Genomic DNA, 14745 nt, shown 5'->3' on the forward strand with positions numbered 1-14745 from the left:
GGAGCCGCCATGAAACGCCACATCTGGATACTCAGCCCCCTGCTACTCGGCTCAGCCTTACTCGTCCAGCCCGTGCTGGCCAGCAATCTGCTGCCGCCAGCAGGTTACTTTGCCGCCGCCCACACAGAAACCGCCAAGCCGCGCAGTTGCGCAGCGCCGCCCAAGCCGTACACCGCCAAGCTGGAATTTCGCAGTAAATACGAAGGCTCGGACAAAGCCCGCGCCACCCTTAACACCCGTGCGGAAAAAGCCTTCCGTGACAGCACCGCCGATATCACCGAACTGGAGCGCGGAGTAAACCAGCAAGTGATGCGTTACATGCAGGACGGCGACCGCCAGCAGCTTGATTGCGCGCTGAACTGGCTAACTACCTGGGCCAAAGCCGATGCCTTGCTCAGCGAGGAGTACAACCACACCGGCAAATCGATCCGCAAATGGGCGCTGGGCAGCCTGTCATCGGCCTACCTACGGCTGAAATTTTCCGCGTCGCAGCCACTGGCAGCCTATCCGCAGCAAGCGCAAGTGATCGAAGCCTGGTTCAGCAAGTTGGCCGAGCACACCGTGCACGACTGGAGCAATCTGCCGCTGAAAAAAATCAACAACCACAGCTATTGGTCAGCCTGGTCGGTGATGGCCACCGCTGTGGTCACCAATCGCCGCGACCTGTTCGACTGGTCGGTTAAGCAGTTCCGCGTGGCGGCTAATCAAGTCGATCAAGACGGCTACCTGCCCAATGAACTGAAGCGCCGCCAGCGCGCCCTGGCCTACCACAACTACAGCCTGCCGCCGCTGGCGATGATCGCCGCCTTCGCCCAAGCCAACGGCGTCGACCTGCGTGCGGAAAACCATGGTGCCCTGCAACGCCTGGCCGAACGTGTATTGCGCGGGGCGGATAACCCCAGCGACTTCCGCAGTAAAACCGGCAACAAACAAGACATGGGCGAGCTTGCAAAACCCAGCAAATACGCCTGGCTCGCGCCCTACTGCTCACTCTACAGCTGCTCAGCCAGCACCCAGGCGCTGCAGAAAAACATGGGCCCGTTCAAAACCTTCCGCCTCGGCGGCGATGTGAGCCAGGTGTTCGAGGGTAAAGACAAGCAAGGCAGTTAATTCGCAGTACTTAGCGTCACTCGCAGGCCTGCAGCAGTGCCTGCAACAACCGTCTACGGACGTGTGCAACAACCGCCCGCTTGCGGGGGGGTAAGGGGGGGCTGTGAGCCCCGGAAGAGTTGCTACTCAACGGAGATCTACGGATGGTGTTTTCATCCAACGTATTCCTGTTCTTGTTTCTGCCGATATTTCTCGGTTTGTATTACTTGAGCAGTAATCGCTATCGCAACCTGCTGATCCTGATTGGCAGCTACACCTTCTACGCGTGGTGGCGGGTGGATTTCCTCCTGTTATTCGTCGCCGTCACCCTGTGGAACTACATCTTCGGCCTGCGCATTTATCAGGCAGGGGTTAAGTCAAAACTCGCGCAACGCTGGGTGCTCTGGGGCGTGGTCGGCAACCTGGCGACCCTGGGTTATTTCAAGTACGCCAACTTCGGCATGGCGAACCTCAACAAAGCACTGGAAAGCGCCGGACTTGAGCCGTTCCTGCTGACCCAGGTGATCCTGCCGATTGGCATTTCCTTTTACATATTCCAGTCACTCAGCTACCTGATTGACGTGTATCGCGGCGACACCAAACCCACGGAAAACCTGATCAACTTTGCCGCGTTTATTGCCCTGTTCCCGCAACTGATTGCCGGCCCGGTGCTGCGTTATAAAGACCTGGCCGACCAGTTCACCGAACGCAGCCACAGCCTCGACAAGTTCAGCGAGGGCGCTACGCGCTTTATGCAGGGCTTCGTCAAAAAGGTGTTTATCGCTGACAGCCTGGCACCGCTGGTTGACCACATCTTCGCCCTGCAAAACCCCAGCACCGGTGACGCCTGGCTGGGCATGCTGGCCTATACCGCGCAGCTGTATTTTGACTTCTCCGGTTACAGCGACATGGCCATCGGCCTGGGCCTGATGATGGGTTTCCGCTTTATGGAAAACTTCAACCAGCCCTATATCAGCCAGTCGATCACCGAATTCTGGCGGCGCTGGCACATCAGCCTGTCCACCTGGCTGCGCGACTACCTGTATGTGCCACTGGGCGGCAACCGCAAAGGCACCTTCAACACCTACCGCAACCTGTTTTTGACCATGCTGCTGGGCGGCTTCTGGCACGGCGCGAACTGGACCTTTCTGGTCTGGGGGGCGTGGCATGGCACCTGGCTGGCCATCGAGCGGGCTTGTGGAGTAAATGCCGCGCCGAAGGTGATCAACCCGCTGAAATGGGCCTTTACCTTCCTCCTGGTCATGCTCGGCTGGGTGATCTTCCGCGCCGAGAACCTCGACGTGGCCTGGCGCATGTACAGCGCCATGTTCAGCCCGGCGCTGTTCAGCAGCCAAGGCTGGGCGTTGAGTGAGCTGAACCGCGCGAGCATCAGCAACCTGCAAATCGCCACCCTGTTGCTGGCCTACGCGGTAATGGCCTTCTGCGGCATGCGCCAGTTCTACCGGCAGCGTGCGACAACCGCTGGTCCTGGGCTGTTCCCCAACAGCGCGGCACTGCTGATGTCCCCTACCAGCGCCAGCATCGCCCTGCCCCGCTACCTGGTGCGCGGCGCATTGCTGCTGTTGTTCTGCGCCTCAATCCTCAAGCTCTCGGCACAAAGCTACTCGCCGTTTCTCTACTTCCAGTTTTAAGGAGGACGACCATGACGCGCCCGTTACGCACACTCTATGTCGCCTTGTTTATTGGCGTGCTGAGCCTGTTGTTTGCCTGGTCCATGCGCGGGGTGCTGAGTTATCAGCTGCCCAAGCAATTCAGCGTTATTGATGGCGGCCTGGCCAAGACCTTTGAAAGCCACTACGACGAAAACTTCCCCGTCAAAACCCTCGGCACCAGCCTGTGGGCCGGTCTGGATTACCTGCTGTTCAATGAAGGCCGCCCCGGCGTGCTGATTGGCGAGCACGATTGGTTGTTCTCCAACGAGGAGTTCAAAGCCGAAGTCGACGGCCCACAACAGGTGCGCGAGAACCTGGCGTTGATCAAGGGCATCCGCGATCAGTTGGCGCAGCACAACGTACAGCTGCTGATGGCCGTGGTGCCAAGCAAGTCGCGCCTGTACCCGGAGTTTGTCGGCGACAACACGACCAGCCAGCTGCGTCAGGGGCTTTACCAGCGCTTTCTGGATGAACTGCACAACGCCGAGATCAGTGCACCGGATCTGCTCAGCACCTTGCGCAAGGGTAAAGCCAACACGGCCATGTTCCTGCGCACCGATACGCACTGGACACCAGAGGGCGCAGACCTGGCCGCTCAACAACTGAGCAACAGCCTCACCGACGGCACTCTGGATGGTGAACCACAGCGCTATATCACCACGCCAGGTGTAGCCAAACCCTACACCGGCGACCTCACGCGCTTTCTGCCGCTGGAACCGTTGTTCGGCTACCTGCTGCCGCCGCCCGACCAGTTGCGCCGCAACCAAACCCAGGCGGCCGAGCAGGTGATTGGTGACGACGCGTTGTTCGGTGACAGCGACATGCCCGTGGCCCTGGTCGGCACCAGCTACAGCGCCAACCCAGCGTGGAATTTTGCCGGCGCGCTGCGCCAACACCTGCAACGCGACCTCAGCAACCACGCCGAAGATGGCCAAGGGCCGCTGATACCCATGCTCAAGTACCTGCAAAGCGACGAGTTCAAGAACGCGCCGCCGCAACTGGTGATCTGGGAATTCCCCGAGCGTTACCTGCCCATGGCCAGCGACCTCAGCGACTTCGATGCGCAGTGGCTGAGCGCGCTTAAACAGCCTAACGACAACCGCCATTTCGCGGCTAACGCCAGGCCCTGAGCCTGACGCCGCAACCGCTGTATGACCTGGTCAAGAGACCGTTTTGCTAACCCATTGGGAGTTCTAACCATGCCTCAAGTAACCACCAAACGCTGGATGTCCTACGCCTGCACGGTCGCCCTGAGTCTGACCTGCCTCAACGCCACAGCCGGTGAAGGCGGCCTGTATGCGCCAACCGCGCCGAAGGGTTCGACCTTTATTCGCGGCTACAACGCCAGTAACAGCGAGCTTAGTTTCAGCGTCGGCAACACCGAACTCAGCGACATTGCCCCGCTGGCATCGAGTGACTTCAGCTTTCTCCCGGCCGGCAGTTACAGCGCCCAAGTCGGCAACCAGCACCTGCCGGTAAAACTCGAAGCGGAACACTTCTACACCCTAGTCAGCCAGGCCGGCCAAGACCCCAAGCTGGTGGCCGAAGCGCCCTTTAACAACAAGCGCAAAGCGCTGCTGCGGGTACAGAACCTCTCCGACAGCACCCTTAGCCTGAAAACCGCCGACGGCAAACCGGTGGTCGACGCCGTAGCGCCAGACGCCAACGGTCAGCGTGAAGTCAATCCGGTCAAGGTCAGCCTGGCGCTGTTCGACGGCTCACGCAAAGTCAGCGACCTCAAACCCGTGAGTCTGGCCCGTGGCGAAGTGGTCTCGCTGTACATCACCGGCAGCGGCAATGCGCTCTCGCCGGTCTGGGTCAAGCGCCCAGCACAAACCGAATAACCCCAAACAATTAAACGTGCTGGCACTGACCAGCACGAAGAAGCAGCGTCTTCAGTAGACGTTTTGGAGTGATACCCCCAGTGCACTAAACGCCTGGGTAACAGGGCATATCCGGCCTGATGGCGGCAACCCAACCAAACCAAACGTGCTTTAGGAGTACAACGCAATGATTCCAGTAATTCTTTCCGGCGGTAGCGGTTCGCGACTCTGGCCCCTCTCGCGCAAACAGTACCCCAAGCAGTTCCTCGCCCTCACCGGCAGCGACACGTTGTTCCAGCAAACCATCAAGCGCCTGCGCTTCGCCGGTATGCAGCCGCCCGTATTGGTGTGCAACCTGGAGCACCGCTTTATCGTGCAGGAGCAACTGAACAGCCAACAGCTGGAAACACAAACCCTGCTGCTGGAGCCCTTTGGCCGCAACACTGCACCAGCGGTGGCCATTGCCGCCATGCAGCTACTCGCCGAAGGCCGCGACGAACTGCTGCTGATTCTCCCTGCCGACCACGTTATCAGCGACCAGCAGGCCTTCCAGACAGCCTTGCAACTGGCTAGCCATGCGGCGGAAAAGGGTGAAATGGTGCTGTTTGGCATCCCGGCCAGCCGCCCAGAAACAGGCTACGGCTACATCAAGTCGGCAGCCGACGACAGCCTGCCCGCCGGCATTATTCGCGTGGCGCAGTTCGTGGAAAAACCCGACGAGGCTCGTGCCCGCGAATTCGTCGCCAGCGGTGACTATTACTGGAACAGTGGCATGTTCCTGTTCCGCGCCAGCCGTTACCTCGAAGAGCTGAAAAAACATGACGCAGACATCTATGACACCTGCCTGCTGGCGCTAGAGCGCAGCCAGATCGACGGCAGCCAGATCAACATTGATGCCGCCACCTTCTCCTGCTGCCCGGACAACTCCATCGACTACAGCGTGATGGAGAAAACCACCCGCGCCTGCGTGGTGCCGCTGGATGCCGGCTGGAACGATGTGGGCAGCTGGTCATCGATCTGGGACGTGCACCCCAAGGACAAAAACGGCAACGTACTCTCCGGCGACGTGGTGGTGCACGACAGCCATAACTGTCTGATACACGGCAACGGCAAGCTGGTCTCGGTGATCGGGGTTGAAGACCTGGTCGTGGTGGAAACCAAAGACGCCACCATGATCACCCACAAAGACCGCGTGCAAGACGTCAAGGCCATGGTCAATCAGCTCGATGCCGAAGGCCGTAGCGAAACCCAAAACCACTGCCAGGTTTATCGCCCGTGGGGCTCGTATGACTCGGTGGACATGGGCGGGCGCTTCCAGGTTAAACACATCACGGTCAACCCCGGCGCCACCCTCTCCCTGCAGATGCACCACCACCGCGCCGAACACTGGATCGTGGTGTCCGGCACCGCCGAAGTGACCTGTGATGACAAGGTCTTCCTGCTCACCGAAAACCAGTCCACCTACATCCCCATGACCGCCGTGCATCGCCTGAGCAACCCGGGCAAGATTCCTCTGGAAATCATCGAGGTGCAATCGGGCAGCTACCTGGGTGAAGACGACATTCAGCGTCTGGATGATGTCTACGGCCGCAGCGAAGCCACAACACTCAGCCTCACCGCCGGTTGACGCAAAAACCGCCAGTCCCAACCCCGGGGCTGGCGGCCAAAGCATGTACCCCGCCACCCGGCCTTGTGTAGGATGAACGTCTGTTTATCGACCAAGGCCATCTTCCCCCATGCTATTCGGCGCAATCCTGGTACTGAGCTGGCTGATCCTGCTGATCCGCTACCCGAGCAAAGCGCTGCCAATTTCCCTCGCCGCCCTGATCGGCCTCGGCCTGGTGTCCAGCTGGGTACTCTGGGAAGAAAGCCGCGAAAACCGCCACCTGGCGCATCTAGAGCTGCGCATCGACTACGCGCCCAATAGCTGCCCGGCGGACCTCCCGTTGGCCATAAACCTAAAAAACAACAGCGAAGCCGTGCTGCTTGAGCTGCAATGGCAAATCGCTGCCTACCGCCCTGGCGACCGCATCAACCTGGCCGAGCGCCTGTATGAAACCCCGCGCTACAGCGGCCCCGGTGATTTACAGCCGGGTGCCGAATGGCAAACCTGCCTGCCACTGCCGACCCTGCGCAGCGGCTACCGCGCCAGTACCCTGGAATTCCGCGCCGAGCGCCTGCAAGGCAGCTTTAGCCATTAAGACCGTTCATATAACAACAAGGAATCCTGCATGACCCAGCCCAGCGTATTGATCACTGGATGTTCCAGCGGCATTGGCCGCGCCCTGGCCGAGGTGTTCCAGCAGGCCGGCTATCAGGTCTGGGCCACTGCGCGCAAAGCAGAAGACCTCGCCGCGCTGAGCGAAGCCGGCTTTCATGCCGTGCAGCTGGACGTCAACGATGGCCTGGCCTTGGGCCAACTGGCCGAGCGTCTGAAGGGCGAAATCGGCGGCCTCGACGTACTGATCAACAACGCCGGCTACGGGGCCATGGGGCCGCTGCTCGATGGCGGCGTTGAAGCCATGCGCAAGCAATTCGAAACCAACGTGTTCTCGCTCATCGGCGTCACCCGCGCGCTGTTCCCGCTACTGCGGCAGAACAAAGGCATGGTGGTGAATATCGGCAGCGTCTCCGGCGTGCTGGTCACGCCTTTCGCCGGTGCGTACTGCGCCTCCAAAGCCGCCGTGCATGCACTGACCGACGCCCTGCGCTTGGAACTGGCTCCCTTTGCCATCGAGGTAATGGAAGTGCAGCCCGGCGCGATTGCCTCCAGCTTCGGTGCCAATGCCAGCCAACAGGCCGAACAACTGATCGACGAAGCCTCACCCTGGTGGCCGATTCGCGAAGGCATCCGCGCCCGCGCCAACGCCTCACAAGACAACCCCACCCCCACCAGCCACTTCGCCCGTAACCTGCTGGCCGCCGTACAGAGCAAATCCCGACCGAATCTGCTGCGCTTAGGCAACGGTAGCCACAGCATGCCGCTAATCGCCGCCCTGGTGCCCAAGCGCCTGCTGGAAAGCGTGCTGAAAAAACGCTTCGGCCTCAATCGCAGCTTATAGGACGCCTCCCATGCACGCAGACAGCCCCCACAACGTACCGATCACCCACCTGGCAATCGGCGGCGTGGTGGCAGTATGTGTTCTCAACCTGGTGGTGCGTACCTTCGTCAAACTTGGCAGCGTACCCAGCACGTTGCTAGTTGCCGCCCTGGTGGCCGGCGGCATGGCCCTATGGTTCCACTGGCAACACAACCGCCGCCCCCTGCCCAGTGAACGCCGCCGCCTGGTCGCCCTATACGGCGGCATCCTCGCCCTGCTCTACCTAGGCCTGCTCGGCCTGATGTGGTTAAAAGACGAACCCGGCACTGTGGGGTTGTTGATCTTTGGCCTGCATTACTTTTGTTATCCGCTGCTGGCGTGGTTGGTGCTTGCCAAGGGGTTTAGCAAACATCAGTAGCTCTGCGGGCATGCGCATAAAGCCGCTAAGACGACTTGATAATTACTCTCTCTCCGACGCTATCAGCCTGCTGTGTAAGCTTGGTTTTACGCTTATCCAACGCGTATTCGGTATCGGCCAATGAATGGCCTAAAAACTCGCGAAGACTTGGCCCCGACTTCACCAATCGTGTATTACCGATGAACTCGGCCACTTCGTGAAACCACACCCGCCGGCCCATTTGCGTATACCAGCGCATGGCATGCCGAAAATCTGCGTCACGGTGAAAGAGCAACCGGCCCAGTGCCTTAGGTCGGGCCTGCATACAGACTTCGATCAATTTGAACCAGAGAAACACGCGCCAAGCAGGCACGCGTTTCACCTCCAATACCTGATGTTTGTAATCCCAACGGCGGGTGTCTGTTTGGATCACACGACGGTGCTCAGCCGTCTCATAAAAGGGCGTCCAGCGGTGTGGCGTCACGTAAAGCAACTGGATCTGATCAGGGTCGTAGCGCAGCAGATGTTTGAGCGACCTCCAATAGTCACGGTCCGTTTCTTCCTGAAAACCGACCACATAGGTTGCCATGGAAACAATGCCATGCTGACGCAGCAGCTCGATGGCCCGCTGGTCCTCCTTGACGCTGCCACCTTTGCGAATGGCCGCAAGTGTCGCCTCATCGTAGCTTTCAATACCGAGCAAGAAGCGGATCCCCCCCGCTTGACGATACAAATGCAGAATATCCGCATCGCGCACTATGTCACCGGCCCGGGTCGACCCTACCAATAACAACGGCACATTTTCGGCAATCAATGCTTCAAGAAACTGCTTCCAGAGCTTGCGCGACCCAGTAGGCAGCTCGTCAGCAAAATTGATTAACTCGACCCCGTCCTCACGGTGCAAGCGCGCCAGCTCCTGTGCCAGCTTCACCGGATCGCGGTGCCTCCACTGGGTCCAGAAGCCCCGCTGCCCACAGTAATTACATAAGTGCGGGCACCCCCGTGAAAACTGCACGACCACCGCACGTTTTCCTCCCCAGTAGGAATACTGGGCATGATCTATCAGCTCCCAACCAACCCGGTACTCATCAAGGTTGCGCAGCATTGCCGCTGCCGGCGTCGCGATCACCTGCTGTGCATAGCGTAATGCTATCCCCTGCACCTCTATTAAAGGCTCTCCGCGCTGCAAGGCCTGCAACAGCGACAACGCCGTCTGCTCGCCCTCCCCGCGGACGATAAAGTCGATCTCTGGGCAAGCCTGCAATATCTCCCGCCAATGGTAGGTCGGGTGAACCCCACCATAGATAATCGTCAAGCCCGGCAGCGACTGTTTGAGCAGCCTACAAAGTTTCAGCACAGTGGCATGTACCGAACTCGAACCGGAATGGCCGAGCAATACAACATCCGGCGCCGCTCCACGCACACGAGCCACTATCTGCGGTAATTCCAACGCCTCCCGGTCCGCATCCAACAATTCCACCCGGAACCCCGCATCGAGTAACGGACCACCGACGCAGAGCAAGCCAAGCGGGGGCAAATGCTCGCCGGGAATGCGGCTGCCTATGGCGGTATGCGGGGGATTGATCAAGACGACCTTGAACGGCAGCGCAGATAAAGAAGGCATTCCATGTCCTTGGATAGATGGGAAGTGACGAATTTATAGCGTCGCGAGGTGTGCGCACGATGGAGAGCAGATGGAGTTTGTGTGGGTATTTCGAGGAAGTAGAGCCAGTAGGATGGGTTGAGCAGCGCGATACCCATCGGCAATCGCGCACTCAACAACATCAGCCGTCCTGCTGAGGAACTTGATGGGTATCGCTGAGCTCAACCCAGCCTACGTGTGACTGATCAGCTTTAGCGCTTGATGGTCTTGAGCAAATCTTCCGGCGAGATATAGCCGACCATTCCGGCGTTGCTGGCGGCGCTGCCCGGTTGTGGTTGATGGAGGATATGGCCCTTCATCTTGCCGATGATGTGCATCTCACAAGGTTTACAGTCGAACTTCAGGGTCAGCACTTCGTCCTGATGGATTAGCTGCATATCCGAGACTTTGGTACGCACGCCGGTAACGCCTTTGGCCTGTTTCGGGCACAGGTTGAAGGAGAAGCGCAGACAGTGTTTGGTGATCATCACCGGCACTTCACCTGCTTCTTCATGGGCCTCGTAGGCCGCATCAATCAGCTGCACACCGTAACGTTTGTAAAAAGTGCGGGCCTTGTCGTTGTAGACGTTAGCGAGGAAGGTCAGGTGCGACTCCGGGTACACCGGTGCAGGCACGCTAACCGGCTTGCGCCCGCCACGCGGATGGACGGCGACGCGGGCCTGGGTCAGCGCGTCAATGGCTTCGCGACGCAGGGCTTTGAGCTGCGAGCCAGGGATAAACGGCACGGCCTCACAGTCGATCTGCACAGCGGTGCTGAAGTACATCGTGGTGCCCAGTTTGCTCAAGGTATCAGCCAGTTGCTCGCGGGACTGCTCGGCATCCTTGGCGGCGGCGAACGGCCCATCCAGGCTGACCTTGGCGACTACGCCCTCTTCGCTGCTCACGCTCAGCTGTAACTGATCCCCTAGCAACGCCACATGCCAGCTGACCGCGACGCGGCGCTCGGCTGAAGTCTTCTGCAGGGCCTGTTGCCAGTTATGGTCGAGGTTGCGATTAAGCGGGTGTTGCGGACGCACGCGCTGCATGGCCTCGGGCATTTCATTGGGCTCGACACGGTAGCGGTAGCGCTTCTCGCCGTCTTCCTCGAACTCGCCTTTCAGTTCGCAGATGTTGCTGCGAAAACCCACCACTTCGCGCTTGATTAACACGTTCAAACCATCGCCGTTGGACAGCGGCGTGTCGGTGACGGCAATCAGATCACGCTTGCCGACTTTCTCGACATAACCCACAGAAAGCCCGGTAAAAGTAGGCGAATCGAACGCGCCGATATCCACTTTGCGATCCGTCACGAAGTAGTCGGTACTGCCACGGTGGAAGGTTTTGTCGGTATCCGGGGTGAAGAAGTGCTCGGTGCGACCACTGGCAGCGCGGGCCAGGTGCGGGCGCTGTTCGAGAATCGCGTCGAGCTCGCGGCGGTAGTGCGCGGTGATGTTCTTCACGTAGCTCATGTCTTTGTAACGCCCTTCGATCTTGAACGAGCGCACGCCGGCATCCACCAGGTAGATCAGGTTGTCGGTCTGGTTGTTGTCCTTCATCGACAGCAGGTGCTTATCAAACGCCACCACGCGGCCCTGATCGTCTTTCAGGGTGTAGGGCAATCGGCAGGCCTGCGAGCAGTCACCGCGGTTGGCGCTACGCCCGGTCTGCGCGTGGGAGATATTGCACTGCCCGGAGAACGCCACACACAGCGCGCCGTGGATAAAGAACTCGACCGCCGAATCGACGTTCTTGCAGATATTGCTGATCTCTTCCAGGTTGAGCTCACGGGCCAACACCAGCTGGGAGAAGCCAGCTTTGTCGAGGAAACGGGCTTTCTCCAAGGTGCGGATATCACACTGGGTGCTGGCGTGGATTTCGATGGGCGGCAGGTCCATCTCCATCACGCCCATGTCCTGCACGATCAGCGCATCGATGCCGGCCTCGTACAGCTGCCAGATCATCTGCCGCGCCGGCTCCAGCTCATCCTCATGCAGGATGGTGTTGAGGGTGACAAACACCCGCGCATGGAACAGGTGGGCAAACTGCACCAGCTCGGCAATATCCGCCACGCTGTTGCTGGCGTTGTGCCGCGCGCCAAAGCCGGGGCCACCGATGTACACCGCGTCGGCCCCATGCAGGATGGCTTCCTTGGCAATAGCGGTATCGCGCGCAGGGCTGAGCAGTTCGAGGTGGTGCTTGGGCAGGGACATGGCGTGGGCATCGGGGCAGTCAATCAAGCCGGGCATTTTACTCTTAAATGAGGGTCTGTTCCCGTTTCATTCGCGGGCGCGCCGGAGCCTGCTTTTGCGCGAGGCAAGGCACGAGGAGCGCGGTTTGGTTGTTCCAAATAAGCGACGAGAAACGCTGCATCGCGCAAAAGCAGGCCCGGCCCGCAGGGTTGCGCGGGAAATGGCCCCCGCTGTTGTTGCAGGACTTGCCAAGGGAACACCATTACCTGCGTCCTGCGCCTAATCGGGGGCCATTTCTCGCAGCAACGCGCCTCGCGAATGAAACGGGAACAGACCCTGCTGTCTGTGCCCGCTGAGCAGCCGCTCTAACACTGTATAGGCATACAGACAAAAGCCCGCGTAGAATTGCCCGATCAACACAACCTGAGAACAACACGGTGGATTTACAACAGGGCTTTATCCTAACCCGCCACTGGCGTGATACGCCGGCCGGGACGCAGGTGGAGTTCTGGCTGGCCACCGACCACGGCCCGCGACATATCCGCTTGCCGCTGCAACCCTCGGTGGCGTTTATCCCGGCCGAGCAACGCGCCCAGGCCGAGGCGCTATTGGCCAACGAAAGCGGCGCGGAGCTGCGCCCGCTGGCGCTCAAGGACTTTCAGCAGCGCCCGGTGCTGGGCCTGTATTGCCAGCAGCATCGCCAGTTGATCGAGCTCGACAAACGCCTGCGCCGCGCTGGCGTAACGGTGTACGAGGCCGATGTACGCCCGCCGGAGCGCTTCCTAATGGAGCGCTTTATCACCGCGCCGGTGCTGTTCGCCGGCACGCCCGATGTGAACGGCATGCTGCTGGATGCGCAGATCAAGCCCTGCGTGGATTTCCGCCCCACCCTCAAGCTGGCCTCGCTGGATATCGAAACCAATGCCTTCGGCGAGCTGTACTCCATCGCCATCGAAGGCTGCGGCCAGCGTAACGTGTATATGCTCGGCCGCGCGCCCGAACAGCCGCCAGCCGTGGATTTTCAGCTGGAGTACTGCATCAGCCGTGAGCAGTTGCTCGAACGCCTCAACCACTGGATGGCGCAGCACGACCCGGACGCGATCATCGGCTGGAACCTGGTGCAGTTCGACCTGCGTGTGCTGCATGAACACGCGCGCCGCCTGGCCATCCCGCTGCGTCTGGGCCGCGCTGGCAGTGAAATGCAGTGGCGCGAGCATGGCAGCGGCAACGGCCACTTCTTCGCCGATGCAGCGGGCCGGCTGATTATTGATGGCATCGAAACACTGCGCTCGGCGACCTGGAGCTTCCCCTCGTTCAGTCTGGAAAACGTCGCGCAAACCCTGCTCGGCGAGGGCAAGGACATCTCCACGCCCTACCAACGCATGGACGAAATCGACCGTATGTTCCGCGAGGACAAACCCGCCCTGGCGCGCTACAACCTGCGCGACTGTGAGCTGGTGACGCGGATATTCGGCAAAACCGGCATCCTCGACTTCCTCTTGGAGCGCGCCACGGTTACCGGCCTGCCCGCCGACCGTAACGGCGGCTCGGTGGCGGCCTTCGAGCACCTGTATATGCCGCTGATGCACCGCAGGGGTTTTGTTGCGCCAAACCTCGGTGACAACCCGCCGCAAGCCAGCCCCGGCGGTTTTGTCATGGACTCGCAGCCAGGGCTATACGAGTCGGTGCTGGTGCTCGACTACAAGAGCCTGTATCCGTCGATTATTCGCAGCTTTCTGATCGACCCGGTGGGGCTGATCGAAGGCCTGCGCCAGCCGGATGACGCCCATTCGGTGCAGGGCTTTCGTGGTGCGCGCTTCTCGCGCAGCGAGCATTGCCTGCCAGCGATTGTCGAACGCGTGTGGCAGGGCCGCGAAGCCGCCAAACGCGAGCACAACGCGCCGCTTTCGCAAGCGCTAAAGATCATCATGAACGCCTTTTACGGCGTGCTCGGCTCCAGCGGCTGCCGCTTTTTCGACACGCGCCTGGCCTCCTCCATCACCCTGCGCGGCCACGAGATCATGGCCCGCACCCGCGCACTGATCGAGGCCGAAGGCTACGCAGTGATCTACGGCGATACCGACTCCACCTTTGTCTGGCTGCAACGCCTGCATGACGAAGCCGATGCAGCGCAGATCGGCCGCGCTCTGGTGGCCAAGGTCAATGCCTGGTGGGCTGAACATCTACAGAGCGAGTACGGCTTGAGCAGCGCCCTGGAACTGCAATACGAAACCCACTACAGCCGCTTTCTGATGCCGACTATTCGCGGTGCTGAAGAAGGCAGCAAAAAGCGCTATGCCGGGATGATCAGCCGCGCCGACGGCAGCCACGAGATGGTCTACAAAGGTCTGGAAACCGTACGCAGCGACTGGTCGCCGCTGGCTCAGCAGTTTCAGCGCGAGCTGTATGAACGGATCTTCCTCAACCAGCCCTACCAAGGGTATATCCGCGACTATGTCGAACGCACACTGAATGGCGAACTGGATGAGCTGCTGGTCTACCGCAAGCGCTTGCGCCGCACACTCACCGACTACGAACGCAACGTGCCACCGCATGTACGCGCCGCGCGCCTGGCCGACGAATACAACGCCGCGCACGGCCGACCGCTGCAATACCAACGCGGCGGCTGGATCAGCTACGTAATCACCACCGCCGGCCCACAACCGCTGGAAGCACGTAATGCCGCCATCGATTACGACCACTACCTGACCCGCCAATTACAGCCGGTGGCCGACGCCATCCTGCCGTTTGTCGATGACGACTTCGCTACCTTGATTGGTGGGCAGCTGGGCTTGTTTTGAGGATGACGCTCCCCCACCCTGGAACCCAAGTCGCAGCGCAAGGCCCTTGTAGGGTGGGTTAGCGCCGCCATGCCAGGTTATCCCAAAAGC

The 14745-nt window shown here is 60.1% G+C and carries 11 protein-coding genes; 9 read left to right on the forward strand and 2 right to left on the reverse strand.

Going from position 1 to position 14745, the window contains the following annotated elements; genetic code table 11:
- Positions 1-9: 9 nt before the first annotated feature.
- From VCA57_RS09985 to VCA57_RS10020, 8 genes are all read left to right on the forward strand, one after another.
- Positions 10-1110 (forward strand): mannuronate-specific alginate lyase, encoded by a 1101-nt coding sequence (locus VCA57_RS09985; protein ID WP_411184838.1) that lies wholly within the window; start codon positions 10-12, stop codon positions 1108-1110.
- Between the two features lie 143 nt (positions 1111-1253).
- The gene (locus VCA57_RS09990) at positions 1254-2741 is read left to right on the forward strand and encodes an MBOAT family O-acyltransferase (RefSeq protein ID WP_411184839.1); all 1488 of its coding nucleotides are present in this window, start codon (positions 1254-1256) and stop codon (positions 2739-2741) included.
- 11 nt (positions 2742-2752) lie between these two features.
- On the forward strand, positions 2753-3892 hold the full coding sequence (locus VCA57_RS09995; protein WP_411184840.1) for an alginate O-acetyltransferase: 1140 nt from the start codon (positions 2753-2755) through the stop codon (positions 3890-3892).
- 96 nt (positions 3893-3988) lie between these two features.
- Positions 3989-4606 (forward strand): alginate O-acetyltransferase AlgF, encoded by a 618-nt coding sequence (locus tag VCA57_RS10000; protein ID WP_411184954.1) that lies wholly within the window; start codon positions 3989-3991, stop codon positions 4604-4606.
- A gap of 166 nt (positions 4607-4772) precedes the next feature.
- Complete coding sequence (locus tag VCA57_RS10005) at positions 4773-6212, forward strand: mannose-1-phosphate guanylyltransferase/mannose-6-phosphate isomerase (protein ID WP_411184841.1); 1440 nt, start codon at positions 4773-4775, stop codon at positions 6210-6212.
- Between the two features lie 109 nt (positions 6213-6321).
- Entirely contained in the window at positions 6322-6786 is a 465-nt protein-coding gene (locus VCA57_RS10010; RefSeq protein ID WP_411184842.1) for a multidrug transporter, read from the forward strand.
- A gap of 30 nt (positions 6787-6816) precedes the next feature.
- A complete protein-coding gene (locus tag VCA57_RS10015) occupies positions 6817-7647 on the forward strand; it encodes an SDR family oxidoreductase (RefSeq protein ID WP_411184843.1) in 831 nt (276 codons plus the stop codon).
- A 10-nt stretch (positions 7648-7657) separates the two neighbouring features.
- Positions 7658-8044 (forward strand): hypothetical protein, encoded by a 387-nt coding sequence (locus VCA57_RS10020; protein WP_411184844.1) that lies wholly within the window; start codon positions 7658-7660, stop codon positions 8042-8044.
- A 25-nt stretch (positions 8045-8069) separates the two neighbouring features.
- Here the strand turns inward: VCA57_RS10020 and bchE are convergent, their stop codons facing one another.
- Together bchE and VCA57_RS10030 are read right to left on the reverse strand one after the other, a co-directional pair.
- Positions 8070-9647 (reverse strand): magnesium-protoporphyrin IX monomethyl ester anaerobic oxidative cyclase, encoded by a 1578-nt coding sequence (gene bchE / locus VCA57_RS10025; protein WP_411184845.1) that lies wholly within the window; start codon positions 9645-9647, stop codon positions 8070-8072.
- A gap of 230 nt (positions 9648-9877) precedes the next feature.
- Positions 9878-11875, reverse strand: coding sequence for a peptidase U32 family protein (locus tag VCA57_RS10030; protein ID WP_411184955.1), 1998 nt, complete (start codon positions 11873-11875; stop codon positions 9878-9880).
- Between the two features lie 416 nt (positions 11876-12291).
- Here VCA57_RS10030 and VCA57_RS10035 point away from each other — a divergent pair, with 416 nt between their 5' ends.
- Positions 12292-14655, forward strand: a complete 2364-nt coding sequence (locus tag VCA57_RS10035; RefSeq protein ID WP_411184846.1) for a DNA polymerase II — start codon at positions 12292-12294, stop codon at positions 14653-14655.
- Positions 14656-14745: the final 90 nt, after the last annotated feature.

Origin of the sequence: Pseudomonas sp. (assembly GCF_046581935.1) — a bacterium.
GTDB lineage: Bacteria > Pseudomonadota > Gammaproteobacteria > Pseudomonadales > Pseudomonadaceae > Aquipseudomonas.